We start from the raw sequence: 26,700 nt of genomic DNA, 5'->3' as shown, positions 1-26,700 counted from the left end.
CGGGTTCGCCGGCCCGCGGACGATCAAGGCGACGATCCGAGTCGAACTGCCGAAGGGGTTCCAGACGAGCGAATTCCTCCTCGAGCACGGCTTCATCGACCGGATCGTCGCCCGGCCGCAGCTCAAAAGCGAGATCGCCCGGGCGATCGACTACTGCGGCGGCTGACGGCCACCCGACCTTGAGCAGGCTGCCGACAAAGTGATCGGCCGCCGGATGCGGCCGAGGGCGACCCGGGAAACCCTCGGCGTTTTCCGCGGTCGCCCGAGTGGACTGAATGAGCCGGCCGACCCGCGGCCGATCGGGGCCACGGAGGGCTTTGTCCACGGACAGTCAGAAACGGCTCACGAACCCGGCGAAGCCGCCGTGGACGAGCGTGCTGGAGCCGGCGGAAATCGTCTCCAGCGCCCCGGGTGAGACGAGCACCGGGGGCCATTGCCCGTCGGCCTGGGCGATGACGCCGACGCCGACCAGGCGGTATCCGATCGACAGCGTCCAGCGGTCCGTGATGTCCCAGGCGACTGCGGCGTCGAGCGACCCCAGCCAGGAGAACACGCTTCCCGTGGCGTGGACGTCGACGGGGATCCCGCCGGCGAACAGCGCCGGAGTGCCGCCTGGGCCGGACAGCGTGGTGGTGTTGGTCAACGCGTTGCCGGCGATCATGAACTTGGGCACGACGTCGATCCGCCAGCGCTCCGCGAATCGCCAGTCGAGACGGGCGCCGAGTTGGCCACCGAGCAGGTTGTTGTTGGTGGCCACCTGGAAGAGCAGCGCGCCGGCGGCGGGGTCGGCGGCGGTCGTCACCAGGGAGAGCGTGTCACCGACTTGGAAGAAGCGGAAGCCGGCCAGCCAGGCGAAGTGGAGGCTTTGCGAACGCGGTGGGAATTCGGGGCGTTCCCCGCCGGCGAGGATCCAGTTGATCTCGACGTTGTTGACCAGGTCGGTACGACCCAGCTCCTGCGCCGAGGCGTCGTCGAGCCAGAGCGTGGCCGGCACTCCGCCGACGGTGACCCCCGGGAACTGGGGCTGGGGGATCGCCATGATCGTCGGCGGAGCGGCCGACAGTCCCGCCGACGACCCGATCCCGTACACCCCCCAGTAGACGACCTCGAGCGCCTGGCGCTGGCGTTCGCCGAACCAGCGCCCGACGCGCAGCTCGACGCCGCCGGGCCAGGTGGCCGCAGCATCACCGGTGGTGAGTTGGCGGCCGTCGGCCAGCGGTTGCATCGTCGCGGTCCCGGCGCCGATCGTTCTGGTCATCACCAGACCATTGACGGCAATCTCCCATCGTGGCCAGTGAGGCGGCCGGTCAGGATCGACCCATGCCGGGAGGCCGGCGACGCTCCCCGTCGCCCCGGGGTCGGGAAGGTACATGACCGGCGGTGGTTCCCCGGCAGCAGGCAGCAACTCGGTCGCCGGAACGGTCGCTCCGCCGGCGAGCGAGAACGCGGCCACGAGACCGATCCAGCGCAGCGCCCGGAAGGCCGGCACGGGCGAAGCGGGACGACACGGTTGCGAACGGGTGAGGAGCATGGCGGGAGAGTCGGTGCCGGCGGGGGGTGGAATCAAGACCGCTTCCCCGCCGCCGCGCCCCGCTACACTCGCCGACGGGATCATCCTGGGAGCCTGCGCAAGATGCCCGCACCGCGCGAATCGGGGCGCCTACCGAGCCGCGGCGAACTCGTCGCCTGGCTCGATCGGCGGGTGAACCACGAGCGCGTCGTGCCCGCTTCGGCCGGCGGAGGCACCTTCGCCCTGGCACGCATGCGGCGTCTGCTGGCCGCCCTGGGCAAGCCGCAGGACCGCGTTCCCGCGGTCCATCTGGCGGGCACCAAGGGGAAAGGATCGACCGCCACGATGCTCGCCGCGATCCTCGGCGCCGCCGGGCACCGTGTCGGGCTCTACCTCTCACCGCACGTCCACCGCCTCGAGGAACGGATCTGCGTCGACGGCACGCCGATCACGGAACGCGACCTCGCGCGGGTGTTCGCCACGGTGATGCCGGCGGTCGAGGCCCTCGACCGCTCCGCCGCGCGGCGCGGCGGCCGCGGGCCGACCTGGTTCGAGATCGTGACCGCGGCGGCGCTGCTTCACTTCGCGCGCGAGCGGCTCCGGGTGGCGGTTCTGGAGACGGGACTCGGCGGGCGACTCGACGCCACCAACACCTGCCATCCGGTGCTGTCGATCATCACGAGCATCAGCCTCGACCACATGCACCTCCTCGGCCGGACGGTCGGCAAGATCGCTGCCGAGAAGGCGGGAATCATCCGCCGTGGCGTGCCGGTGATCAGCGGCGTCCGCGCTCCGGCGGCCCGGCGCGTCATCGCCACAACGGCCCGGCGCCGCCGGGCGCCGCTCACCGAGATCGACCGTGATTTCAAAGCCGTCTCCCTCCCCGGCCGTGGGCTCGGCGCCGGGCGGCTGTCGCTGCTGCCACCGGACGATGGCGCGGCGCCCGGCCGTCGCGACTACCCCGTGGCGATGCCCGGGCGGCACCAGGCCGACAATGCCGCGCTGGCGGTGGTGGCGGCCCGTCGGCTCGACACCCTCGGTGTCGCCGTGCCCGAGGAGGCGATCGCCCGGGGACTGGCCACGGCAAGGCTTCCGGCCCGGGTCGAAGTCCTCGGCAGCCGGCCGCTGATCGTCGTCGATGCCGCCCACAACGTCGCGTCGATCACGGCCCTCGTCGAGACGCTCGCGCCGGTGATCGAGGGGGCGCGGCCGCGTGTGCTCGTGTTCGCGGTCAGCGACGACAAGCAGATCGAGCCGATGCTCGCCGGAGCTGCCGGCTGCTTCGACCGGGTGATCCTCACGCGCTTCCGCTCGAGCCCGCGGGCGGCATCATGGGCCCGTCTCCGCGCCGCCTGCGCCCGTGTCGGCCTCAGGCACGCCACGGAAGCGGAGTCGCCGTCGGCCGCGCTCGCCGCCGCGCGGGCGCTCGCCGGAAAGCGCGGCAGCATCTGCGTCGCCGGGAGCTTCTACCTCGCCGCCGAGGTGCGGGCGGAATTGCTCGGCAGCTGACCGGACCGGTCCGCGGTGCCTGCCGAGGCGGTGCCGAGGCGGGCGTCGCCGTCGAGAAGGGCGAGGGCACGGCCGAGGACCGGATCGGCGTGGCGCGGCATCGACAGTGCCGGGTCGGCGGCCGCCGGGGACGATGCCGCCCCCGCCGGCACGCGGTCGCGGCCGCGGCGCCAGGACTGGAGTTCGTGCTGGACCTCGCCGGTCGGCGTGATCGCCCCGGCTGGATCAGGCGATACGCCCCAGACGTCGTCGTCGCGGTGGTGAGGACGCCGGTGGATCGTCGTTCCGTTGGGGCGGAGGTACTCCGCCGTGGTCAGCTTGATCATGCTGCTCCCGTCGCCCAGCGGCAGGAGCGACTGCACCGTACCCTTGCCGAAGGTGCGGCTCCCCACCGTGATCGACCGGGCGTTGTCCTGCAGGCAGGCGGCGACGATCTCACCGGCGCTGGCGGTCATCCCGTCCACGAGCACCGCGACGGGCACCCCCCCGAGGCGCTCCCCGGCGGTGGCTCGCCTGACGTCGACGTTGTCCGGCGACGCCGCCTGCCGCGGTCCGGCGGGGCGTGACCGGGTCGAGACGATCACCCCGCGGTCGAGGAACCGGTCGCAGATTTCGATCGCGGTCGACAGCAGTCCCCCGCCGTTGCCGCGCAGGTCGACGATCAGGCCGGTCAGCGGTGGGCTTCCCGCAGCGATCGCGTCGAGCGCGGCGTCGAGCTCGGCGACTGTGCCCTCGCCGAACGACGCGATCCGCACCAGCGCCACCCGCTCGTCCCCCTCGAGGCGCCACTCCCAGCCGCCGTCGTCCCGGCGCCGGTCGCCACGGACCGTCTCGGACCGCAGCAACTCTCGCGCCAGCGTGGCGGTGCGCACCGGCACGGGCTGGCCGTCGTCGGCGGTCATCGCGGCCGGGTCGCCGCGCGGCGGGGCGAGGTCGACGTTCACCCGGGTCTGTGGTCGGCCCCGGAGCCGGGCGACGACTTCGCGGAGCGGGCGCCCCGCCGCCGCCTCGCCGTCGACCGAGACGATCCGCTCACCGGGGCGGATCCCCTCGCGCCAGGCGGGGCTGCCGGCCAACACGTCGTCGATGACGATCGTCCGGTCGCGCGGGTCGGCGGCCAACTGCAATCCGACTCCGCCGAACTGCTGGCCGAGATCGGCGTCGAGGTCGTCGATCTCGGTGCCGGAGAGGTAGGCGGAATGCTCGTCGAGACCGGCGAACACGCCATCCATCGCCCGGTGGAACAGTGCCGCGTCGTCGACCGGCCCGAGGTAGCCGCGCTCGATCTTCGCCAGCACCTCGCCGAAGCGCCGGCCATGGACGCCCCGGTCGCGCGCGGCCCAGGCGACGAAACACACCAGCGGAACGACGAACAGGGTCACGAGGTTCCGCTTGGGCATCGTGCCGATCCCGTCGCCACCGCCCGACCACCCGACGGCGTGGCCGCGCCACGTCGGGACCAATGATACCGGAGGGAACCAGAACGGCCCGTGCGGCACGAGCGGGTCGGGGACCGTCGCCCCCGGGGATACAGCGGCCCGCGACCGGGAAGCGGTCCGTTTTCCTCCCCGGCTCCCCGAGCTTGCCTGACCGGCCGGGATTCGCTGCGAACCGCTCTGGTTCGGCCGGCGGTCGCAGCCTACGATCCCGCCCCATCCAGCCTTCCGGGAACCGAGACATGTCACACCGTTCCAGAGGCCGCCGGCACGGCCGCGCCAGCGATCCCCTCGACACGGTCAAGCCGCTGGTGGTGCTCGGGCTCCTGGGAATGATCGTCTACGGTGCGATGACGATGGTCCGCAGCGGCCCGGCGACGCCGCCGGCGGTGGCCGGTCTCGACGCTTCGGCGCCTCTCGCTCCGGCCGCCGTCGATCTGCCCGCGACGCCCATCGCAGCGCCGATTTTCGCCGCCTCGGCCCCCTCCCCGCCGGAGCCGACCGCCCCCGGGACCACGGTGCCGGAGCCGTCGCCGACCTATCTCCAGGCCCAGGCCGCACCACCGCCGAGCGCCGCAGCCCCCGCCCCCGTGCCTCCTCCCGTCCCCGCGCCACCTCCTCCCATGACCGCGCCGGTGGCTGCCGCCCCACCGACCGCACCGGCTCCGGTTCCGCCATCGGCGGCGATCCCGGCGCCGACGACGGACGGCGGCGTGTTGCCGACGGCACGCCAGGCCGCGGCCGTCGCCGCCGGCTCGACGGCCTTCGCCGCCGCCTGGGCCGACGCCCACGACAAGCTCGCCGCCGGTCAGTACGCCGAAGCGTTGTCGCTGCTGAGCGTGTGGTACGACGATCCCTCGCTCGGTCCCGAGGAGACTCGGCGCCTCGACGCGCTCCTCGGCCAGCTCGCCGGGACGGTCATCTACTCGCAGCAGGATTTCCTTCTCCCGGCCCACGTCGTCAGCGCCGGCCAGACGCTCCACTCGATCGCCGCCCCGCTCCAGGTGCCCTGGCAACTGCTGGCGAAGATCAACGGGATCCCCGACCCCGACCAGCTCATCCCGGGGGAGCACGTCAAGCTCGTCCAAGGGCCGATCGACGCGGTCGTCAGCGTCTCGCGCGGCCGTCTCAGCCTCCAGGTGGCGGGCCACTACGCCGGCAGCTTCCCGGCGGTGATCGGCCGCGCCGTCACCGACAGGGTGGGCGCGTCGGTGGCGGTCGTCGACGTCCGCTCGACCGGCGCCGCCGGCGATCCGGCCGCGCGGCGCACGCTGGTGCTCGCCGACGGGATGGCGATCGAGGCGGTCGACGATCCGGCCGCCCATGCGTCGGGCGCCGTCGGCTCGACGGTGCTGGTGGCATCGCGCGACTTCGCCGAGCTGGTGGAAATCCTCGGCCCCGGCTCGCACGTCCTGGTACGGCGCTGATTTTCGGCCGACCGTCAGCCGCGCACGCCCGCGATCGCGCGCCGCGCCCGGGCGATCGCCGCCTCCGCCGCTGCCGGCGTCGGCGCCTCGGCAGCGAGGCGCACGATCGGCTCGGTGTTGCTCGCGCGGACGAGCAACCAGCCACCGTCCCAGTCGAGCCGCAAGCCGTCACGACGCGAGCCGGTCGCTTCGGGAAAGGCGTCGACGAGCCGCGCTTCCGCCTCCGCCAGGGCGGCGGCCCCGGCCGGCAGGTCGACGGTCTCCTTGAGCATCGCCAGCTTCGGCAGCGTCGCGGCCAGCTCGGCGACGGTCGCGCCCTCGGCGAGCCGCCCGAGGATCAGGGCCATCGCCACGGCGGCGTCGCGGACGAGGACCACGCGCGGGTCGATGACGCCGCCGTTCCCCTCGCCACCGATGATCGCTTCGACGGCGCGCATCCCGTCGACGACGTTCGCCTCGCCGACGGCGGTCAGGTGGCAGGCCACGCCGTGGCGCGCCGCGATCACCGCGGTCATCGAGCTTGTCGCACAGTTGACGACCACCGGCCCCGGCGACCGGCGCAGCACCGTGTCGACCGCCAGTGCCAACGTCGCCTCCTCGCCGAGCCAGCCACCGGCACCGTCGACGATCACGAGCCGATCGGCGTCGGGATCGAGGAAGAAGCCGACGTCGACGCCGGCGGCCGCGACCCGGGCCAGCAGCGGCTCGAGGTTGACGCGGATCGGCTCGGGGGGATGGCTGAAGTGGCCGTCGGGAACGCCACCCTCGACCTCGACGTGGCATCCGAGCGCCGCCAGCAGCGGCAGCGCGACGCGGCTGCCGGCGCCGTGGCAGCAGTCGATCCAGACGCGCGGCGCGCGGCGCCGGATCGCGGCGACGTCGACGGTCGCGAGCACGGCGGCGACGTGGGCCGCGGTGCCGTCGACCGCGCGGACCGTGCCGCGCGCGGCGGGCGTGGCACCGCCGACCGGGTCGGCCTCGAACAGGTTCCGCACCGCACCCCCCGCCTCCCGGGTGAGGACGCGGCCCGCCGCCGCGAACAGCTTCATGCCGTTGTAGCGCGGCGGATTGTGGCTCGCGGTGACCTGGATCCCACCGGCGGCGTGGTGCTCACGGACCACGATTCCCACCGTCGGGGTCGGCGCGATCCCGCAGTCGAGCACGTCGCGTCCGACCGCGCACAGCGCCTCGACGATGGCGGCGACGAGCGCCGGGCCATGCTCGCGGCCGTCACGGCCGACGACGACCGGCCCAGGGGGCAGGGTCGCGGCGAACGCCTGGGCGTAGCGCGCCGCGACCGCCGGCGTGAGCGACTCGCCGACCACGCCGCGCAATCCCGACACGCTGACGATCAGCGGCTCGGCCACAAGCGGCGGCTCCCGGATGACGATGCTGGTGGGATCGTGGACGAGCGGTCAGGATACGACCGCGGGCAGTATAAAAGCCTGCCTTCCGCCCGCCGCCCCCCATCCGAGGCCATGCCCGATGCCCGTCGCCGAGCCATTCGCGCGCCATCTCGAAGCCGTCGCCGTCGCCCACGCCGCCGGGCAGATCACCGACCATTCCGCCGCCACGATCCGCACCTGGCTGACCGCGCCGCGCTACGGCGAGTTCGCCGCCGAACTGGCACGCCTCGTCGAGGCGGCAGGCGTCGATCCGGCCGGCTGGAAGAAGCTCGACGACGTGTTTTGGACGGTGATCCCGTTCGGCACCGGCGGGCGGCGCGGGGTGATGTTTCCCGTCGGGTCCAATGCCATCAACGACCGCACGATCGGCGAGAGCGCCCAGGGCCTGGCCGACTACGTGCGCTCGGTCGTGGAGCCGGGTGTCGAGCCGAGTTGCGCGATCGCCTACGACACCCGCCACCGCTCCGAGCACTTCGCGCGGCTGTGCACCGAGGTCCTGCTGGCCGCCGGATTCCGCATCTCGTTCCTCCGCGGCCACCGCAGCACGCCCGAACTGTCGTTCGCCGTCCGCCACACCGGTGCCACCTGCGGGATCATGGTGACCGCCAGCCACAACCCGCCGTCAGACAACGCCGTCAAGGTCTACTGGGCCGGTGGCGTGCAGGTGCTGCCGCCGCACGACAAGGGGATCATCGAGCGCGTGATGGGCGTCGACACCGTCCGCCGCGAGCCGTTCGACGCCGGTGTGGCGGCGGGTCGGGTGCGGTTCGTCGAGGAGGAGATCGATGCGGCGTTCCTCGCCGCGGAGCTCCGCCAGGCGTCTCCGGGCCCGCGCGACGTGTCGATCCTCTACACCCCGCTCCACGGCGTCGGTGCGACCGCCGTCGTGCCCGTGCTCCACGGTGCCGGCTTCACCCGGCTGCGCGTGTTCGCCCCCCACGAGCGTCCGGACGGCGATTTCCCCAACGTGCCCGGCCACGTCGCCAATCCGGAAAATCCCCACGTCCTGTCGGGGCCGATCGCCGAGGCGGTGCGGGAGGGAGACGATCTGGTCCTCGCCAGCGATCCCGACTGCGACCGGCTCGGCGCCGCGGCGCCGCACGCCCCCGGCGGCGAGTGGGAGGCGTTCACCGGCAATCAGCTCGGCGCCTTGCTTGCCGACCATGTCCTCGCCACGCGCACCGCGCGGGGCCTGCAGCGCCCGACCGACACGGTGATCACCACGCTGGTCACCACCGGGCTGGTGCGCCGCGTCGCCGAGAGCCACGGCGCGGCGGTGATCGACGACCTCCAGGTGGGCTTCAAGTGGATCGGCCGGGAGATCGACAGGATCGGCCCGGAGCGATTCGTGTTCGGCTGCGAGGAGTCGCACGGCTACCAGGGGGGCACGCACGTCCGCGACAAGGACGCCGCCGCCGCGGCGCTGTTCATGGCGGAACTGGCCGCGGTCGAGAAGGCCGCGGGCCGGTCGATCCACCGGCGCCTCGCCGACCTGTTCGTCACCCACGGCTGCCACCTCGAGCGCCAGGTGTCGATCACGCTGCCCGGTGCGGCGGGGATGGAGCGGATGCGGCAGATCATGGCGACGCTGCGGGCCACCCCGCCGCGCTCGCTCGGGGGCCTCGACGTGGTCCGGATCCGCGATCACGGCACGCTCACGACCGTTCGGCCAGGAGAGCCGCCGCGACCGTTCGTCGGTCATCCGGGGGACCTCGTGATCTTCGACCTCGCCGGGCTGCAAGACGCCGGATCGCAGCGCGATGGCCGATTCCCGCCACTCGGCAACGCCGTCGCCGCCCGCCCCTCGGGGACCGAGCCGAAGATCAAACTCTACCTGTTCGCCGTCGCCCCGCCGGGGCCGGCCGGTGAATTGACGGCCACGCGCCAGCGCCTCCAGGCCCGTCTCGACGCCCTCGAACGGGAGTTGCGCTCGGTGGCCGGCGTCTGACGGGCGGCCGGCCGGGGCGGCGTCACGATTCGTCCCCCGCGGATAAGGAATCTCCGGATCGCTCACCAGCGCTCCACTGGCAGCCAGGAGACCGTTTCCGATGCCCGTTTGCCGTCCCTCGCTTCCGCTCCTCGCCGCAGTGGCAGTAGCGCGGCGGCACGCGGCCGCCGAACGGCCAGGGAGGTGCCGACCGATGAGCCGAATCCCCGACCTCGCCGTCGCCATCCTCCTCGCCGGGTGTGCCACGGCGCTGTCAGCGGCGCCGCCGCGTCAGCCGAACATCGTCCTCATGCTCGCCGACGACCAGGGCTGGGACGGCCTGTCGGTGGCGATGGCGCCCGACATCGCCGGGTCGAAGAGCGAGCTGTTCCAGACACCGCGGCTCGAGGCCTTCGCCCGGCAGGGGATGCGCTTCACCGACGCCTACGCACCGGCGCCGGTCTGCTCGCCGTCGCGGATCAGCATCCAATGCGGGCGCACGCCGGCGGCGCTCCATTGGACCAAGGCCGCGCCGCCGGAGACGGGCCACAGGCTCGTCGAACCGCGCGACATCCGCGACATCCCCGCCGGCCGCGTGACGTTTGCCGAGCTGCTCCACGAGGCGGGCTACACCACCGCCCACTCCGGCAAGTGGCACATCGGCGGCGGCGGTCCGGGGGCCCACGGCTACGACGAGCACGACGGCGACATCGGCAACGAGCAGGCGTACAAGTTCACCGATCCCAACCCCGTCGACATCTTCGGGATGGCGGCGCGGGCCGAGGAGTTCATCAAGAAGGCCCGCGACGCGCGGAAGCCGTTCTACGTGCAGCTCTCCTGGAACGCGCTCCACGCGCCGGAAAACGCTCTCGAGGCGACGAAGCGGAAATACGCCGCTGCCGACGGTGCCGGGCGCCAGGTGGAGCGTGCGGCGATCACCGAGGATCTCGACACCGGCGTCGGCCGCGTGCTCGACGCGATCGACCGCCTCGGTCTCACCGGAACGCGCGGCGACACCGTCAAAGAGCTCGTCGGACGGCTCGAGGGCTACCTGGCCGCGGTCGATGCCCGGATGCCAAAAACCAACCCCGACTTCGATCCGGCAGCCCCTCCCCCGCCGCGCAAGCAGGGGGGGCGAGGAGGCCGCGGCGGCCAGGCGGCTCCCGGTGGCGGACCGGGAAAAGGAAACGCACCGGGAAAGAGCCAGCGAAAGGGACCGGAATGAAATCGATCGCGTCGGCAGTCGGTACCCTGGTCCTCGTCGGGGCGACGCTCGTCGCCGGGAGGGCCGGCGCCCATCCGGAGGGTCACGGCGACGATCCCGTCGCGAACCCGTTCGCCGCACGGCGCGCCGCCCGTGCGACCGCCACCCCGATCCGGCTCGTCGCCGCGCGGCGGGCGGTCGACCCCGACATCGCCGCCGCATTCGCGCCGTTCGTCGCCACCGGTGCCGTCGCCACGCGCCGCGACGACCGCTTCTTCTACGTCGAAAGCGACGGCGTGCCGGACCATCCGTTGATGGTCGGGATCCGTGCCTGGCAGCAGCAAGTGCCGCTCCCTCAGCCCTACACCGGCGACAACGCCTGGCCGATCCCGCTCCATCCCCGTCCGGCGAAGACCCCGGCGTCGACCCGCAACCGCTTCCTCCGCGGGGCGATCGCCGTCGCGGTCAACGGGATCCCGATCTTCAATCCACTCAACAACCGCGGCGAGGATTCCAAGGCGATCGGCGAGCTCGACGACTTCGGCGGCCATTGCGGCCGTGCCGACGACTACCACTACCACGTGGCGCCGGTGCACCTGGAGAAGGTCGTCGGCAAGGGCAAGCCGGTCGCCTGGGCGCTCGACGGCTATCCGGTGTACGGCCTGGTCGAGCCCGACGGTTCCCCGGTCAAGCCGCTCGACGCCTGCCACGGCCACGACGACCCGGTCATCGGCTACCACTACCATGCCGCCGACACCTACCCGTACCTCATCGGCGCGTTCCACGGCGAGGTGACCGAGCGTGACGGCCAGGTCGATCCGCAGCCCCGGGCGCGCGGCGTGCGCGAGGCGCTGCCGCCGCTCAAGGGGGCCGAGATCGTCGGTTTCGAATTCACGTCGTCGACGGCGCGGAAGCTGACGTACCAGGTCGGTGGTCGGCAGGGGACGGTCGAGTACGTGCTCGGCGCCGATGGTGCGGTGAGCTTTCGCTACACCGACCCGAACGGACGGGTGAAGACCGAGGACGCCCGTCCGCGCGGCCGGGGCCCCGGCCAGGGGCCACCGCGCGACGGCGACCGCCCGCCACCGCGCGGCCAGGATCCGCGCCGTGGCGGCGGCGAGGGACCGGGAGGACCGCCCCCGGGGCGTGGCGACCGGCCTCCTCCGCGCGACGCCCGACAACCGCCCCCGCCACCGCGGGCCGCGCGACTGACGCCGCGACGCTCGTCGTCAGCTCGCCGGCGGTCGGCGCCGACGGCCGGTTACCGGTCGAGTTCACCTGCGACGGGGCCAAGGTTTCGCCCCCCGTCCAGTGGTCCGAGGGTCCGACTGGCACCCGATCCTACGCCGTCACGCTCTGGCACGAAGCCCCCGACGGGCGCCCGCCGAACGTGATCCTGTTCCTGATGGACGACATGGGCTGGCGCGACGTCGGCTTCATGGGGAATCGGTTCGTCGCTTCCCCCCATCTCGACCGCCTCGCCGCCCGCGGCGTGGTGTTCACGCAGGCGTACGCCAGCGCTCCCAGTTGCGCGCCGACGCGCGCCTGCCTCCTGTCGGGGCAGTGGACGCCGCGCCACGGCGTGTACACCGTCGTCGACCCACGGCAGCCGCGCGGTTCGGCCTGGCACAAACTGCTCGCTGCCGACAGCAAGTCGGACATGCCGACGGAGGTGGTGACGATCCCCGAGGCGCTGGCAGGGGCCGGATACACCAGCCAGTTTCTCGGGATGTGGAACCTCGGCCGCGGCCGCCGCGGCCCGACGACGCCCGAGGGCCAGGGCTTCGGGCGGGTGGTGTTTCCGGAGACGATCGGCTTCGGCAAGGACGAATACCTCGACGACCAGGGACGGTTTCTCTCCGATCGGCTCGCCGACGAGGCGATCGCCTTCATCGAGACCAACCGCGCGCGTCCGTTTTTCGTCTCTTTCGCCGACCATGCCGTCCACGCGCCGCTGAACCCGCGCCCCGACACCCTGGCGGCGTGGCGCGACCGCGCCGCTCCGGCCGGCGAGCCGCGCCCTGATCCGGCGCTCGCCGCGACGGTCGCCGACGTCGATGCCGCCATCGGCCGTGTCCTCGCCGCGGTCGAACGGTTGAATCTCGCCGACGACACGGTGGTGATCTTCACCTCCGACAACGGCGGCACGCGTGAATACGTCGCGCCCTTGCGCGGTGGCAAGGGGCAACTCTACGAAGGCGGCATCCGCGTGCCGCTGGTGATCGCCAACCCGGGGATCCGCGGCGGCCGACGCGTCGCTGACCCCGTGTCGAGCATCGACATCTACCCGACCCTCCTCGACCTGGCCGGCAAAAGCCCACCGGCCGGCCACGGCCTCGACGGCCAGAGCCTCCGGCCGCTGCTCGCCGGCGGCACGCTCGTACCGCGCCGGCTGTTCTGGCACTTTCCCTGTTACGTCGGCGGTTCACCGCCGGCCAGCGCCATCCGCGACGGGGATCTCAAGCTCGTGGAGTTTTTCGAGGACGGTGGCCGCCGCGAGCTCTACGACCTCGCCGCCGACCCGGCGGAGAGCCGCGATCTGTCGGACCAGCGCCCGGACGACGCCGCCGCGCTGACCGAGGCGCTCCACGACTGGCAGCGCCGCACCGGGGCCTTCATCCCTGCCGAGGCCAACCCGGCCTACGACCCGTCGGCCCAGCGGGCCCGCGGCGGCCCCCAGGGAGACCAGCGCGGCGGTCGTGGGCCAGGGCAGGGACCGCGCCCCGGACAGGGTGGTCGTCGCGGCAGCCGAGGCCCTGCGCGGCCCCGGCGGCAATGCCGACCGTGAACGACGCCCACGCGACGCGGGAGACGGATGTGCTCGTTCGTTCAGTCAGCCCGCAACAGCTCCGCGACGGGGGTTTCGAGGAACGAGTCGACCGGCATGCCGTCGCCGCCGACCAGTAGCCGACGCCCCGGCCCGAAGGCGTCGTGGAATGCCGAGAGGCCTGGCAGGGCATCACGCCGCCGTCCGCTCCTCACTTCGATGGTCAGGAGTGTCCGGCCATCCGTCACGACGTAGTCGACCTCCCTGCCGCGGTCCCGCCAATAATGAACTTGGCAGAGTCCCGCTGCCTGGGCGTTGACGAGGTGGCTGCCGACCGCCGACTCCACGAGCCGGCCGCGGAAATCGGCATCGCCATGCATGTCCGCCGGACGAGCGTCGCTCACGGCGGACAGGAGAGCCGTGTTGAAGACCTGTAGCTTCGGGCTCGATCCGCGGCGACGGGCGGGATGAGTCGCGTACTTCTGCAACCCCGTCAGCATGCCCGCCCCCGACAACAGATCGAGGTAGTGGGCGAGCGTGACCGTGTTGCCGGCATCGTGCAGCTGACCGAGCATCTTCGTGTACGAGAGAATCTGTCCCGACGACCGGCAGCCGAGTTCGAAGAGCCTGCGCAGGAGCGCCGGCTTGTCGACCCGCGACATGAGCAGGATGTCACGCCCCACGGTCGTTTCGACGAGCGCGTCGAGCACGTAGCGTCGCCACCGCCCCAGATCGCCGACCAGCGCGGCTGCCCCGGGATAGCCGCCAAAGAACAGATAGTCTTCGAGCGTGAAGGCAAAAGCGGCCCGCATCTCGGCGAACGACCAATGCGGCAGTGGCACCGTCTCGAACCGTCCGGCGAGACTTTCGGAGAGGCCTCGTCGGATCAACAGGGGCGCCGAGCCCAGCAGCACGACCCTCAGGTCGATGCCACGGCGGGTATCCTCGTCCCAATGCCACTTGACGGTCTCCGACCATCCGGAGACCTTCTGCACCTCGTCGATCACGAGGGTGGCGGTGTTCGCATGCTCCCGAGCAAGCAGCCGCGCCCGCTCCCACTGGGCCGAGAGCCACGCGGTGTCGCGGAGCGTCGGTTCGTCTGCGGAGACGGTCAGGCTCGGCCGATCCACGTCAGCGACCGCCTGCTCCACCAGCGTTGTCTTCCCCACCTGCCGGGGGCCGGTGACGATCTGGAGAAAGCGGCGGGGCTCCCGCAGCCTGGCGGTCAAAACCGCGGCTTGCGGTCGGTGAAAACCGGGTTTCTGCGAATTACTCATTATGCTGAGTATTATTGCATGGATGCGCTGCCCGCGCACGACATCCACAGGCTGTGAGCCATGCCGAACGCGAGGCGGCAACGGAGCCGCCGGGTACCCGGCCACGGAGAGACTCCGCTCCGACCCCGGAAAAGTGCCGCTCCGAGGGGTACGCCAGCCGCTCCGGGAACGCCTGCTTGGGCCACGGAAGACTGAGCCCTGGGCTCACGTGCCGCTCACCATCTCGGAAACCTCTGCGGAACAGCCGTTGACGGGCCTTTTCTTCCGCCACCGACCGGCTCAGCGCCAGTCGACTTGCTTTCCCGGCCAGTCGAACGACTGTTTTTCGAACGCACGGAGCTTCGCATGGAACGGCTCCGGGTCTTCCCCGCTCCGCTCGACCAGCTTGACCGCTTCCCGCATCGCCTCGACCGCGCGGTCCCAATCGCCGGCATGGGCCCTCACGACCCCCAGGGTGTCGTACGCGTTGGCCTTTTCGCCAGCGCTGGCCGCGGTATCCACCGCCTTTTGAGCGAGCGTCAATCCATATTCGAGGTCGCCCCGGGTGGCATCGCCTTTCATGCCGAGCAGGTAGGCCAGCGTCACGATCGCGTCGTGGCTTGTGAACATTGTCGCGGTAGGGATCTCGCGCCCCTGTTGATCCAACTGGAAATTCGGGACCTCCAAACTCGGATCCTGCTCAAACAGTTTGACAAGTGGTCGAAGCGCCTCGATTCCCCTCTTCGCCGATCCCGGCGTGGTCATTTCGTTCTCAGCGGCCACATACGCACCGTGGTACTTCTTCGCCTCGGCCGATAACGACTCGGAAGCGGGGATACCACTACCACCCTTGTCGGACTTCGGCACGGACACGTCTGACGATCCCGAGCCCGACGATCCCGCACCCGAAGAAGACTCGGAGAGCGACGGCGTCGGCTCCGACGACGGCCTCCACAGGGCGACGGCCGCGGCCAGCGCCGCCGTCACCCCGGCCGCGCCGAGACCGGCGGCGAGCCATTTGCCCGCAGGGATCGCGGCCGGGCGCGGCGCCGCCGGATGGGCGACCGTGGCGGCGGCCGGCGCGGCGATCGGCGCCGTCTTCATGCCCGCGACGAGGCGCTCCGTCTTGTCGCCGCGGCCGGCGAGGCGGAGCGACTTGACGAACTCCTCGCAGCTTTGAAACCGCTTCTCGGGGTCGATCGCCGTCGCCATCCGCAGGATCTTGGCCTCGGCGGCCGACCAGCCCGAAAAGTCGAGCTCGCCGGTCGTCTTCGCCTTGCGGATCTCGGCGGCGATCGGTTGGCCGTTGGGCCCGTGGGGATAGGGGAGGCGGCCGGTGATCATCTGCATCGTCGTCACGGCCAGCGAGTATTGGTCGGTGGTCGCGACGGCATTGCCGTCGAGCAGTTCGGGGGCGGCCCAGGGGAGGCTGGCGAAGATCTCCTGGGTGTGGGAATCCTGGAACCGGGCCAGGCCGAGGTCGCAGATCTGGGCGATGTCGCCGACGAGGAGGATGTTTTGCGGCTTGATGTCGCAGTGCTGGATCGCCTGGCTGCCCGCTCCGGGGCGCTTGCGCGGATCGTTGAGAAAGTCGAGGCCACGGGCCGCCTCGAGCATCCATGCCAGCACTTGCTCGCGCGGCAGGCCAGCGGCGCCGGCCCGCTTCAGCCGCGCGTCGAGCGTCTCGTCGCCGAGCCCCATGACGGTGATCAGCTCGAGCGACCCGTGCGTCGCCGCCAGCGACACCGTCGGTGCCTTGGTGAGGGAGTGCTCGAACGCCTCCATCGCCTCCTCGGAGAGGATCCGCGCCTGGCGGTCCTTGAGCCACACCCCCTGGAGCAAGACGATGTGGGCGTGGCGGATGAGCTTGATCCGCTGCAGCGAGCGGTATTCCTTGAGGCCGGTGCTCGAGTCGAGGTTGGCGAGGACCTTGATCGCCACCTCGGTGCCTCCCGGTCCCCGCGCCTTCCAGACCTCGCCGAAGCCGCCGCGGCCGAGCAGCACGAGCAACCGGTAGCCCGGCAGGATCTCGTCGTTGGCCTCGTAGGGATGGGTCGGGTTCGGCCGGCCAGGGGGCAGGCTCGCGGGCCGCGCGGGAACGGGCCGGTCCTTCACGGTCACGAACGGATCTTCGCGCTGCGTCATGCCCGCAGCGGTATTTCCTGGCGGCGACGCGGCTCCCGACGGCATGACGGGCGTCGTCACGTCGGCGGCGGTGGCTGCGTCGGGGGATTGCCCCGTTGCGATCGCCGCCGAGACAGGTTGCGCCACGGTCCTGGCGGCCCCGGCGACCGTCGCTTCGTCGGCGGCGGTCCATGCGACCGACGCCGACGGCGCTCCTCCGGCCAGCTGCTGCGTCGGGGGAGACAGCGGCGTGGTCACGTCGGCACCGTCCGCGGCGCCGACGGCGGTGGACTCGACGGGAACCGTCGGTCCGCCGGCCGCCGCGGACGGGCTCCCGGGAGCAAGGCCCGAACGGTGCGGTGACCGCGAGGTGTGTTGCTGTGTCGGGTCATCCATGGCTATCGCCCCTCGCCGCATCGCCCGGGTTCTCGGCGGTTCACCGTGCTCCTCACCCGGTCGTTCCCCCGGGCAATGTAGCATCGCGTTCCAGCGGCCGTTGCGGTGGAAGGCATGAGCCGCTGCGCCCCCTACAATCGGGCATGGATGATTCCCCGCCCGACGCGCGCGAGACCACCCCGGCAGACACCGACGCCGACGCCGCGACGGGCGGATTCGGCGTGGCCGCGCTGAAGGTCCGCCAGTTCCCGCAGCGCCCCGGCGTGTACCTGTTCAAGGATGCCGCCGGGCGCGTGATCTACGTCGGCAAGGCGAAGAACCTCCGCGCTCGCGCCGGCAGCTACTTCCTCCGCGCCGCCGAGCTCGACCGGCGCACCGCCGACCTCGTCGCCGAGATCCGTGATGCCGACTACCTCGAGGCCGACAGCGAGGTCGACGCCCTGCTGCTCGAGAGCCGGCTCATCAAGGACGTCCAGCCGCGCTTCAACTCCGACCTCAAGGACGACAAGACCTTTCCCTACCTGCAGATCACCACCCACGAGGACTATCCACGCGTCGAGTTCACGCGCACCCCGCGGCGCAAGGGGGCCAAGCTGTACGGTCCGTTCACCAGCGCCGGGAGCCTGCGTGGAGCGATCGTCGTCCTCCAGCGGATCTTCAAGTTCCGCACCTGCACGCTCGACATCGACGCCGACGATCCGCAGTGGCGCTGGTTCCGCCCCTGCCTGCTGGCGTCGATCGGCCAGTGCACCGCACCGTGCAACCTGCGGATCTCGAAGGAGGAGTACCGGCGCGACATCCAGCGGCTGCGGACGTTCCTCGAGGGGGGCCGCGGCAAACTGCTCGAGGAGATGCAACGCGAGATGCTCGAGGCGTCGGGCAGGCTCGAGTTCGAGCGCGCCGCACGGCTCCGCGACGAGATCCGGCTCCTCGAGACGCTCGACGAGCGCGGCGATCTCGAGGACCACGTCCAACCGGAGGTGTTCCTCGTCGACCCGAAGAAGGGGCTCGCCGGCCTCGCCAAAGTCCTCGGCCTCGCCGCCCCGCCACGGATCATCGAGGGGGTCGACATCGCCCACCTCGCGGGCAACGAGACCGTGGCGAGCCTGGTGCAATTCATCGACGGCTTGCCGTTCAAACCGGGCTACAAGCGCTACCGGATCCGGACCGTCGACGGCATCGACGATTTCAAGAGCATCCACGAGGTGGTCGCGAGGCGCTTCTCGCGCCTCGTCCGCGAGGGGGCGTCGCTGCCCGACCTGTTCCTCGTCGACGGCGGGAAGGGGCAGTTGAGTGCGGCCCTCGACGCCCTGGAGTCGCTGGGGATCGAAGCCCCGTGCGTGATCTCGCTGGCCAAGCGCGAGGAGGAGATCTTCCTGCCGGGGAAGGGGGAGCCGCTGCGCCTCTCCCGCGACGCCTACTCCCTGCGGTTGCTCGAGTACGTCCGCGACGAGGCCCACCGCTTCGCCCAGCACTATCATCATTTCCTGCGCCGCCGGCGGACCCTCGGCGACGACGACTGACCGTCACGCCCCCCGCGCCCAAGCCCCATCCCGACGCCGGGAAACGGGTTGCGGCACGGGTGCCACGGTGGTTGGGAGGATGCGAGGCAACGCTGTACCCCCTTCCAGGAGTGGAGCGGCTGTGACGGCCGATCTATAAATCACCGAATCGGCCTCGTCGCGCGGCGGTACGGCCGCGGGGACAGACCGGTGAACAGCCGGGGGTTTTCCCTGGGGGGACAATCGATGGAAGCGCAGCGGGCGGCCCTGATGGGCCAGCATCCGGTCATCGATCGTCGGTCGATTCTCCAGGTCGGCTGCCTCGGAGGATTGGGTCTGTCGCTGGGCAACTTCTTCCGGCTCCAGGCCGCGCGGGCCGACGCCAAGGCGTTCAGCCACTTCGAGGGCACCGCGCGGAGCGTGATCCAGATCTGGCTACCGGGAGGCTGGGCCCAGCAGGAGACGTTCGACCCCAAGCCCCTCGCCCCGGTCGAATACCGGGGTGACATGAAGGCGATCGACACGGCGCTGGCCGGCGTGCAGTTCAACGAACTGCTCTCCAAGACCGGTGCGATCGCCGACCGGCTCACGGTCGTCCGCTCGATGACCCACGGCGAGGCGGCCCACGAGCGCGGCACCCACAACATGTTCACGGGCTACCGCCCGAGCCCGGCGCTCACGTTCCCGAGCCTCGGCAGCGTGGTGTCGCACGAGCTCGGGCCGCGTGCCGCCCTGCCCCCCTACGTCTGCATCCCGCGGGTCCCCGCGCCCGACGCCGGCGCCGGCTACCTCGGCAGCGGCTACGGTCCGTTCTCGATCGGCTCCGACCCGGCAGACGATTCGTTCAAGGTCCGCGATCTGGCGCTCCCCTCCGGCGTCGATGCCCCCCGGTTCGCCACCCGGCAGCGGCTCCGCGACGTCGTCGGCCGGCACTTCCAGCGGCTCGAGGAGTCGGCCGAGAACCTCGCGGCGATGGATGCCTTCTACCAACGGGCCTACGACCTTGTCAGTTCGGCGGACGCCCGGGCGGCGTTCGACATCGCCGCCGAGCCGGCCGCGATGCGCGACCGGTACGGCCGCAACCAGGCGGGACAGCGGATGCTGCTCGCCCGCCGGCTGGTCGAGGCCGGTGTCCGCTTCGTGACGCTGTCGTACGGCGGCTGGGACATGCACCAGAAGATCCGCGACAACATGACGCGCACGCTGCCCCCGTTCGATCAGGCGTTCGCCGCCCTGATCACCGACCTCGAGCAGCGCGGCCTCCTGGCATCGACGCTGGTGATGGTGTCGAGCGAATTCGGCCGGACCCCGAAGATCAACAACGACGCCGGCCGCGACCACTGGCCCAAGGTGTTCAGCGTCGTGCTGGCCGGCGGCGGGATCCGCGCCGGGCAGGTGTATGGCAGTTCCGACGCGATCGCCGCCGAGCCGGCCGACCGCGCCCTGTCGATCGAGGATCTGGCGACGACCGTCTACCACTGCCTGGGAATCGTCGCCGAGAAGGAACTGATGGCCCCCGGCAACCGTCCGATCGAGATCGTCGACGGCGGCAGCGTGCGCAAGGATCTCCTCGCCTGACCGGGTGCCGACCGTTTCCGCCATGCCGAGCCCCCGGCGCCGGAGGATGCAGGTGACGCTACCGATCGCCCCCCCGACCGCCCGGCCGGCGCCCCGGGTCGCCCGGATCGTCGCGATCGGGTTGATGGTGCTGACCGCGATCGTCACCGGAACGGGCGCCGCTGTGGCGGTGCCGACGATCGATCGGGTCGCCCCCGGCGGCGGCCGGCAGGGGAGCGCGACCGAGATCGTGCTCTCCGGGCGGTCGCTCGCCGACGTCCGCGAGCTGTTTTTCGAGAGCAGCGCGATCCGGGTGACCGAGGTCGCCAACCTCGACGGCAACCGCGTCCGGGCACGGATCGTGATCCCGTCCGACTGCCCGCTTGGCAACCACCGGTTCCGGCTGCGGACGGCCACGGGGCTGTCGGACCTGCGGCTGTTCCGCGTCGGCGCCCTGGAGCATGTCGCCGAACGCGAACCCAACGGTGATCCGGCGACGGCGCTGGCTCTCGCCCCCCCGGCCGCCGGCACGACGGTGACCGGCGTGATCACCACCGAGGATGTCGATCTCGTGCGCGTCAGCGCCCGCGCCGGCGAACGGATCGCCGCCGCAGTCGACGCGGTGCGCCTCGAGCAGGAGATGTTCGACCCCGCGCTCGAGATCGTCGCCGCCGACGGCACGGTGCTCGCCGAGCGGGACGACCACCCGCTCCTCGCCCAGGACGCGATGCTCGCGGCGATCGCCCCGGCCGACGGCGAGTATTTCATCCGTCTCCGGGAGAGTGCCTACGGGGGCAACGACGGCTGCGTCTACCTGCTCCACGTCGGCGCGTTCCCGGTGCCTGCCGTGGCCTGGCCGCCCGGGGGCACGGCCGGTTCGACCATCGATGTCGAGTGGCTCGGCGATCCCACCGGGCCGTTCACGGCGCGGGTCGAGGTGCCCACGCGCGGCGATGCCGCCGGGCTGGCGGAGGTCAGGCCGGTCCGTGACGGGATCCCCGGGCCGGTCGGGGTGCCACTCCGCGTCTCGTCGCTGCCTCTGGTCACCGAGGAGGAGGCCAACGACGAGCCGCAGCAGGCGACGCGCGCCAGCGCCCCCGCCAGTTGCGCCGGACGGCTGGGGTCGCCGGGTGACGTCGATTGGCTGCGGCTCGACGCGCCGGCGGGCAGCGTGTGGAACGTCCGTGCCTTCGGCCACCGGCTCGGCGCCCCGATCGACCTGGTCGTCGCCGCCCACCAGAACGACGCGAAGCGCACCCGGATCACCTCCAACGACGACGGCGACGGTCCCGACAGCCAGCTCCGCGTGACGACCCCCGCGGAGGGATCGTTCCTGCTCCGCATCTCCGACCACCAGCGGCGTGGCGGGCCCGACTTCGTGTGGTGGCTCGACGTCGAGCCGATCACGCCGGCGGTCGATCTCTCGGTGCCGCCAGGGCGAAACAACACCCAGGACCGTCTCGCCGGCAGCGTCCCGCGGGGCAACCGCACGGCGCTGGTCCTCAACGCGGCGCGGACCGAATACTCCGGAGCCGCCGAGGTGTTCTGCCGCGATCTGCCTGCGGGCGTGCAGGCGACGGTGCCGCCGCTGGCGGGCAACGCGGCGGGGACGTTCGTCGTGCTCGAGGCCAACGCCGACGCCAGCGAATCGACGGGGCTGTCGCGGCTCGACGTCGTCGCCACCGACGCAGCCGCCGGCATCGCTCCCGGCGCCGCGCTCGGCGGCCTGCGGCAGACCACCGCGATGGTCTTCGGCCTCCCCAACAACACCGTCTACCGCACCAGCTTGTCCGACCGGCTCCCGGTGGCGGTGGTCGGTCCGGCGCCGATCGGTATCGACGTCGAACCACCGGCGGTACCCCTGGTGCGCGGCGGCACGCTCGACCTCGTCGTCCACGTCGCCCGCGGCGCCGACGTCAAGGGGAAGGTCCGCCTCGGCTTCCCCTTCAAGCCGACGGGGATCGCCGCCCAGACCGACGTCGACGTCGCCGACGGTGCCGACACCGGCTCGTTCACCGTCAGCGCCAAGGCCGACGCCCCGCTCCGTGAGTGGGACGTCGTGGTGACGGGGTTGCTCCGCGGCCGTGATGCCCGCGACGACGGCGGCGCGCTGGTCTGCAGCCGCCCGGTCCGGCTCCAGGTCATCGAGCCGCTCGTCGAGATGACCGTCGCCAAGACGAGCGCCGAAATCGGCACGACGGCGCGGCTCGTCGGCACGCTCACCCGGCCGCCGCGGTTTGCGGGGAAGGCCCAGCTCACGGTCCGCGGCCTGCCGACGGGGGTCACCGCCGACGACGTCGAAGTGACCGCCGAGGCCACCGAAGTCGTCGTCCCGATCCGGATCGACGCCACGGCCACGCCCGGCAAACACGACACGATCCTCTTCGAGATCGCTGTTCCATTCGGCGAGCGCACGATCCTCCACCGCATGCCGCCGACGCAACTCCGCATCGATCGCCCCTTGCAGACCGCCGCCGTGCGGACCGCGAAAGACGCCCCATGAACCGCCCCACGCCCGTTCACCGCCGCACCCGATTGGTCGGCGCCGCGCTCGCAGCGGCGGTTCTCGCCGGACCGGCAATCGCGACCGACGGCGACGCCGTCGTCGGCCTCACCGCCTACCCGCCGACGGTGCGACTCGACTCGGCCCGCGATTCGCAACGCCTCGTCGTCGTCGAGACCCTGGCCGACGGCCGCACGCGCGACGTCACCGACCGGGCCGCGGCGACGATCGCCGACGGGCGCCTCGCCCTCCTCGCGCCGACCGCCGGTGGGATCGTCGTCACCCCCCGCGCCGACGGCACGGGGACGGTGCGGATCACCCATGGCGAGCGGAGTGTCGACGTGGCGCTGGAGGTGATCTCCGCGTCGTCTGATCCGCCGCTGTCGTTCCGCCTCGACGTGATGCCGGTGTTCGCGCGTGGCGGCTGCAACATGGGGAGCTGCCACGGTGCCGCCCGGGGCAAAGACGGGTTCCGGCTCAGCCTGTTCGGCTTCGATCCGGCCGGCGACTACCACCGGATCACACGGGAGCTGCCCGGCCGGCGGATCGACCTTGCCGAGCCGGAGGAAAGCCTGCTGGTCCGCAAGGCGGTCGGCACGGCGCCGCACACCGGCGGCAAACGCTTCGCCCCGGACAGCGCCCTGGCCGCGACGCTCGTGCGCTGGATCGCCGCCGGGGCCCCGGACGATCCGGCCGCGGTGCCGGCGCTGGTGGGGCTCGACCTCTACCCGCCGGCGGCGCTCCTCGAGGGCGCCGGAGCCGGGCAGCAGCTCGTCGCCGTCGCCCGGTTCGCCGACGGCACCGACCGCGACGTCACCGATCTGGTGTGGTACGGGTCGAACAACGACCGGACCGCGAAGGTCACCGTCGACGGCCGCGTCGCCAGCGGCGACCGTGGCGAGGCGTTCGTGATGGCGCGCTACGACTCGATCACGGTCGGTGTGCCGATGGTGGTGATCCCGACCGGGCTCGGACCGATCGTGCCGTCAGACCCCGGCGCGGGGCCGCGCGGCTGGATCGACGAACTGGTCGATACCAAGCTCGCCGCCCTGCGGATCGACGCCTCGCCGCTGTGCGACGACGCCACGTTCCTCCGCCGGGCGATGCTCGACACCGTCGGCCTCCTCCCGTCGACGACGGAGCGCGAGGCGTTTCTCGCCGACACCTCGGCCGACAAGCGGGCCCGCCTGGTGGAGCGGCTCCTCGACCGCCCCGAGTTCATCGATCTGTGGGCGATGAAGTGGGCCGACATCCTCCAGATCCGCTCGCAGAACAACGTCGTCAGTCCCAAGGGGGCCCTCCGCTACCACGAGTGGCTGCGGCGGCGGATCGCCGCCGGCCAGCCGATCGACGCGATGGTCCGCGACCTCGTCACCGCGTCGGGAGGGACGTTCGAAAATCCGCCGACCAACTACTTCCAGCTCGAGCGCAACACGCTCAAGCTGTCGGAGAACGTCGCCCAGGCGTTCCTCGGGATGCGGATCCAGTGCGCCCAGTGCCACAACCATCCGTTCGACCGCTGGACGATGGACGACTACTACGGCTTTGCGGCGTTCTTCGCGCAGATCGGCCGCAAGCGCGGCGCCGACCCGCGCGAGACGATCGTCTTCGACGCGGGCTCGGGAGACGTCAAGCATCCGGTGACCGGCAAGAACGTCGAGCCGAAGTTCCTCGGCGGCGAGGCGCCGCGCGTCGCCGACCGCGACCGGCGCGAGGCGCTGGCGGCATGGATCACTTCGGCCGACAACCCCTACTTCGCCCGCCACGTCGCCAACCTCGCCTGGAGCCACTGCTTTGGCCGTGGGATCGTCCACGAGCCCGACGACGCCCGGGTCAGCAATCCCCCCGCCAACGGACCGCTCCTCGACGAGCTGGGCCGCCGGTTCGCCGCCTCGGGCTGGGACTTCCGCGGGCTGATCCGCGACATCATGGCCTCGGACGCCTACCAGCGCGCCTGCGAACCGACGGCGTCGAATGCCGGCGACACCACCGATTTCTCCCATGCCGGCGTCCGCCGGATCCGCGCCGAGGTGCTCCTCGACGTGCTCGCGCAGGTCACGGAGACGCGCACCAAGTTCCCTGGCCAGGCCCCCGAGGGGCGTGCCGTGCAGGTCGCCGACGGGCGCACGACCAATTACTTCCTCACGACGTTCGGTCGGGCGACGCGCGAGGATGTCTGCACCTGCGCGGTGCGGATGGATCCGAGCCTGTCGCAGGCGCTCCATCTCCTCAACGGCGACGCCGCCCACGATCGGATCGCCCAGGGCAAGGTCGTGCCCCGGCTGCTCGCCGAGGGGATGACGCCGACGGCCGTGCTCGACGACCTGTTCCTGCGCTGCTACTGCCGGCTCCCCACCGAACGGGAGCGTCAGGAGACGATCGCACTGGTGCTGCAGTCACCCGACCCCCGCCAGGCGCTCGACGACGTCTTCTGGGCGCTGCTCAATTCCCCCGAATTCGTCTTCAACCACTGATGCCATCCCGCCCTGTCGTCCATGCGGCGGCCGCACTGCTCCTCGCCGGCACGGCCGGAGCGGGGATGGCCGCCGACCCGCCGGCCCCGACGTTCGAGCGCGACGTGGCGCCGATCTTCCGGGAGAAGTGCTGCAGCTGCCACAACCCCGATCGCAAGCGCGGCGGTCTCGACCTGTCGGGCTACGCGGCGACACTCGCCGGTGGCAGTTCCGGCGAGGTCGTCGCCCCGGGTGATGCCGACGCCTCGTACCTGTGGCAACTGGTCAGTCACGCGTCGGAACCGAAGATGCCGCCGGAGTCGGACCGGATCCCGGCCGACGCGCTCGACATCGTCCGGCGCTGGATCGCCGCCGGGGCGCCGGAACGCGACGGCTCGGCACCGGCACGGCCGCGCCCGGCGGGGATGACGGCGTTGGCGACCGTCGGCCTGCGCCCCGAGGGCCCGAAGGTGCTGCCACCGCGGCTCCCCAAAGAGCCGCTTTCCACGAGCAGCCGCCCCGGTTCGGTGACCGCTCTGGCAGTCTCCCCCCATGGAGCCGTCGCCGCGGTCGGCGGGCGCGGGCAGGTGCTGCTGTTCGACACCGACAGCCGCGCGCTGGCGGGTGTCCTGCCGTTTCCGGAGGGAATGGCGCGGACACTGCGCTTTTCCCGGTCGGGCCGACTGCTCGTCGTCGGCGGAGGCATCGCCGCCCAGAGCGGCAGGGTCGTGGTCTGGGATGTCGCCACCGCGGCACGCCTGTTCGAGGGGGGCAACGAATTCGACGAGGTCCTCGCCGCCGACATCTCCGCCGACCAACGCGTGATCGCGCTGGGAGGTCCGGCGAAAGTCGTGCGGCTGATCCGCACCGCCGACGGCGATGTCGAGGCGACGATCGACCGTCACACCGACTGGGTGATGGCGCTGGAGTTCTCCCCCGACGGCACGCTGCTCGCCACCGGCGACCGTGCCGGCAATCTGTTCGTCTGGGAGACCGCCGGGGCCCGCGAGCATGCCGTGCTCCGCGGTCATCGCGGGGCGGTCACCGCGGTCGCCTGGCGCCCCGACGGGGCGGCGCTGGCCAGCGCTTCGGCCGATGGCACGCTCAAGCTGTGGGATGCCCGATCGGGAAACCTCCTCAAGGGATGGGACGCGCACCCGGGGGGCGTCGAAGGGGTGGCGTGGACGGGCGACGGGCGCGTGGTGAGCACCGGTCACGACCGGCGCGTGAAGTCGTGGACCGTCGACGGGCGGGCTGAAAAAACCTACGAGGGGCTGTCCGACATCGGCCTGCGCGTCGCGGTGACCGACGACTCCCGCGCCGTCGTCGCCGCCGACTTCAACGGCCGGATCGTGTCGTTCGACGCCACCAGCGGCGCGGCGCTCGGGGAGCTCGACGCCAATCCGCCCGCGCTGGCGGAGCGGCTCGCGGTGGCGCGGGAGGCCGTCGGCAGCGCGGCGGCCACCGAGGCTGCCGCCCGCGCGGCCGCCGATGCCGCGACCGCGGCGCTCGAGGCAGCCACGGCGGCACTGCGCGATGCGGAGCGGACGGCCACCGCGGCACGCGAGGCGCTCGATGGTGCCGCCGCCGCCGCCACCGCCGCGCGGTCCGAGGAGGCCCGCTGGCAGGAGGAGATCGAGTTTGCCGCTCGCCGCGGGACGGACTCGCCGCTCGTGCCGCCCGCCGCCGAACCGGCCGCAGCTTCCCCACCGGCTCCCTGACG

General features: G+C 72.1%; 17 protein-coding genes. 12 read left to right on the top strand and 5 right to left on the bottom strand.

Features of this window, described 5'->3' with window-relative positions:
• Window positions 1-166 (top strand): acetyl-CoA carboxylase carboxyl transferase subunit beta (locus FJ309_05435; protein ID MBM3954042.1); only part of this gene is annotated, 166 nt, incomplete at its 5' end.
• Between the two features lie 165 nt (window positions 167-331).
• Here FJ309_05435 and FJ309_05430 read toward each other — a convergent pair.
• Window positions 332-1,615, bottom strand: coding sequence for a hypothetical protein (locus FJ309_05430; GenBank protein MBM3954041.1), 1,284 nt, complete (start codon window positions 1,613-1,615; stop codon window positions 332-334).
• Between the two features lie 18 nt (window positions 1,616-1,633).
• Here FJ309_05430 and FJ309_05425 point away from each other — a divergent pair, with 18 nt between their 5' ends.
• Window positions 1,634-3,019, top strand: coding sequence for a bifunctional folylpolyglutamate synthase/dihydrofolate synthase (locus tag FJ309_05425; protein MBM3954040.1), 1,386 nt, complete (start codon window positions 1,634-1,636; stop codon window positions 3,017-3,019).
• Here the strand turns inward: FJ309_05425 and FJ309_05420 are convergent.
• On the bottom strand, window positions 2,977-4,419 hold the full coding sequence (locus tag FJ309_05420) for a S41 family peptidase (GenBank protein MBM3954039.1): 1,443 nt from the start codon (window positions 4,417-4,419) through the stop codon (window positions 2,977-2,979). The genes FJ309_05425 and FJ309_05420 overlap by 43 nt on opposite strands.
• 278 nt (window positions 4,420-4,697) lie before the next feature.
• Between FJ309_05420 and FJ309_05415 the strand changes: the two genes are divergently transcribed.
• Complete coding sequence (locus FJ309_05415; protein ID MBM3954038.1) at window positions 4,698-5,882, top strand: LysM peptidoglycan-binding domain-containing protein; 1,185 nt, start codon at window positions 4,698-4,700, stop codon at window positions 5,880-5,882.
• Between the two features lie 14 nt (window positions 5,883-5,896).
• On the opposite strand, the gene FJ309_05410 is transcribed toward FJ309_05415, so the two are convergent.
• Entirely contained in the window at window positions 5,897-7,237 is a 1,341-nt protein-coding gene (locus FJ309_05410) for a phosphoglucosamine mutase (GenBank protein ID MBM3954037.1), read from the bottom strand.
• 130 nt (window positions 7,238-7,367) lie between these two features.
• Between FJ309_05410 and FJ309_05405 the strand changes: the two genes are divergently transcribed.
• The 4 genes from FJ309_05405 (at window position 7,368) to FJ309_05390 (ending at window position 13,207) form a co-directional block, all read left to right on the top strand.
• The gene (locus FJ309_05405; GenBank protein MBM3954036.1) at window positions 7,368-9,236 is read left to right on the top strand and encodes a phospho-sugar mutase; all 1,869 of its coding nucleotides are present in this window, start codon (window positions 7,368-7,370) and stop codon (window positions 9,234-9,236) included.
• Between the two features lie 100 nt (window positions 9,237-9,336).
• Window positions 9,337-10,440, top strand: coding sequence for a hypothetical protein (locus FJ309_05400; protein MBM3954035.1), 1,104 nt, complete (start codon window positions 9,337-9,339; stop codon window positions 10,438-10,440).
• A complete protein-coding gene (locus tag FJ309_05395) occupies window positions 10,437-11,813 on the top strand; it encodes a YHYH protein (protein ID MBM3954034.1) in 1,377 nt (458 codons plus the stop codon). Before FJ309_05400 ends, FJ309_05395 begins: the two co-directional genes overlap by 4 nt.
• Entirely contained in the window at window positions 11,810-13,207 is a 1,398-nt protein-coding gene (locus tag FJ309_05390) for a sulfatase (protein ID MBM3954033.1), read from the top strand. The genes FJ309_05395 and FJ309_05390 overlap by 4 nt, the downstream gene beginning before the upstream one ends.
• A 41-nt stretch (window positions 13,208-13,248) precedes the next feature.
• Here FJ309_05390 and FJ309_05385 read toward each other — a convergent pair whose 3' ends face one another.
• Both FJ309_05385 and FJ309_05380 read right to left on the bottom strand, forming a co-directional pair.
• On the bottom strand, window positions 13,249-14,463 hold the full coding sequence (locus FJ309_05385) for an ATP-binding protein (protein MBM3954032.1): 1,215 nt from the start codon (window positions 14,461-14,463) through the stop codon (window positions 13,249-13,251).
• A gap of 279 nt (window positions 14,464-14,742) precedes the next feature.
• The gene (locus tag FJ309_05380) at window positions 14,743-17,046 is read right to left on the bottom strand and encodes a hypothetical protein (GenBank protein ID MBM3954031.1); all 2,304 of its coding nucleotides are present in this window, start codon (window positions 17,044-17,046) and stop codon (window positions 14,743-14,745) included.
• Between the two features lie 59 nt (window positions 17,047-17,105).
• Between FJ309_05380 and FJ309_05375 the strand changes: the two genes are divergently transcribed.
• From FJ309_05375 to FJ309_05355, 5 genes are all read left to right on the top strand, one after another.
• Window positions 17,106-18,485: an excinuclease ABC subunit UvrC gene (locus FJ309_05375; protein ID MBM3954030.1), complete on the top strand. Its 1,380-nt coding sequence runs from the start codon at window positions 17,106-17,108 to the stop codon at window positions 18,483-18,485.
• A 249-nt stretch (window positions 18,486-18,734) separates the two neighbouring features.
• On the top strand, window positions 18,735-20,042 hold the full coding sequence (locus FJ309_05370) for a DUF1501 domain-containing protein (GenBank protein MBM3954029.1): 1,308 nt from the start codon (window positions 18,735-18,737) through the stop codon (window positions 20,040-20,042).
• 52 nt (window positions 20,043-20,094) lie between these two features.
• The gene (locus tag FJ309_05365; GenBank protein ID MBM3954028.1) at window positions 20,095-22,524 is read left to right on the top strand and encodes a hypothetical protein; all 2,430 of its coding nucleotides are present in this window, start codon (window positions 20,095-20,097) and stop codon (window positions 22,522-22,524) included.
• Window positions 22,521-24,998 carry a DUF1549 domain-containing protein gene (locus FJ309_05360; protein MBM3954027.1) on the top strand — a complete coding sequence of 826 codons (2,478 nt, stop codon included), beginning with the start codon at window positions 22,521-22,523 and terminating at the stop codon, window positions 24,996-24,998. The genes FJ309_05365 and FJ309_05360 overlap by 4 nt, the downstream gene beginning before the upstream one ends.
• Window positions 24,998-26,698: a hypothetical protein gene (locus tag FJ309_05355; protein ID MBM3954026.1), complete on the top strand. Its 1,701-nt coding sequence runs from the start codon at window positions 24,998-25,000 to the stop codon at window positions 26,696-26,698. The genes FJ309_05360 and FJ309_05355 overlap by 1 nt, the downstream gene beginning before the upstream one ends.
• The last annotated feature ends 2 nt before the right edge of the window (window positions 26,699-26,700 follow it).

Source organism: Planctomycetota bacterium (assembly GCA_016872555.1).
In the GTDB taxonomy this organism is placed as follows: domain Bacteria; phylum Planctomycetota; class Planctomycetia; order Pirellulales; family UBA1268; genus F1-20-MAGs016.
Note: the sequence above shows the minus strand (reverse complement) of the source record. Positions and strands in the feature narration are given on the sequence as shown.

Excerpts from the sequence above, each read along its gene's own strand:
- FJ309_05425 (MBM3954040.1), top strand. The coding sequence starts at position 1,634 with ATGCCCGCACCGCGCGAATCGGGGCGCCTACCGAGCCGCGGCGAACTC.
- FJ309_05405 (MBM3954036.1), top strand. The coding sequence starts at position 7,368 with ATGCCCGTCGCCGAGCCATTCGCGCGCCATCTCGAAGCCGTCGCCGTC.
- FJ309_05370 (MBM3954029.1), top strand. The coding sequence starts at position 18,735 with ATGGGCCAGCATCCGGTCATCGATCGTCGGTCGATTCTCCAGGTCGGC.
- FJ309_05360 (MBM3954027.1), top strand. The coding sequence starts at position 22,521 with ATGAACCGCCCCACGCCCGTTCACCGCCGCACCCGATTGGTCGGCGCC.
- FJ309_05430 (MBM3954041.1), bottom strand. The coding sequence starts at position 1,615 with ATGATCCCGTCGGCGAGTGTAGCGGGGCGCGGCGGCGGGGAAGCGGTC.
- FJ309_05420 (MBM3954039.1), bottom strand. The coding sequence starts at position 4,419 with ATGCCCAAGCGGAACCTCGTGACCCTGTTCGTCGTTCCGCTGGTGTGT.
- FJ309_05375 (MBM3954030.1), top strand. The coding sequence starts at position 17,106 with ATGGATGATTCCCCGCCCGACGCGCGCGAGACCACCCCGGCAGACACC.
- FJ309_05400 (MBM3954035.1), top strand. The coding sequence starts at position 9,337 with ATGCCCGTTTGCCGTCCCTCGCTTCCGCTCCTCGCCGCAGTGGCAGTA.
- FJ309_05385 (MBM3954032.1), bottom strand. The coding sequence starts at position 14,463 with ATGAGTAATTCGCAGAAACCCGGTTTTCACCGACCGCAAGCCGCGGTT.
- FJ309_05395 (MBM3954034.1), top strand. The coding sequence starts at position 10,437 with ATGAAATCGATCGCGTCGGCAGTCGGTACCCTGGTCCTCGTCGGGGCG.
- FJ309_05355 (MBM3954026.1), top strand. The coding sequence starts at position 24,998 with ATGCCATCCCGCCCTGTCGTCCATGCGGCGGCCGCACTGCTCCTCGCC.
- FJ309_05380 (MBM3954031.1), bottom strand. The coding sequence starts at position 17,046 with ATGCTACATTGCCCGGGGGAACGACCGGGTGAGGAGCACGGTGAACCG.
- FJ309_05415 (MBM3954038.1), top strand. The coding sequence starts at position 4,698 with ATGTCACACCGTTCCAGAGGCCGCCGGCACGGCCGCGCCAGCGATCCC.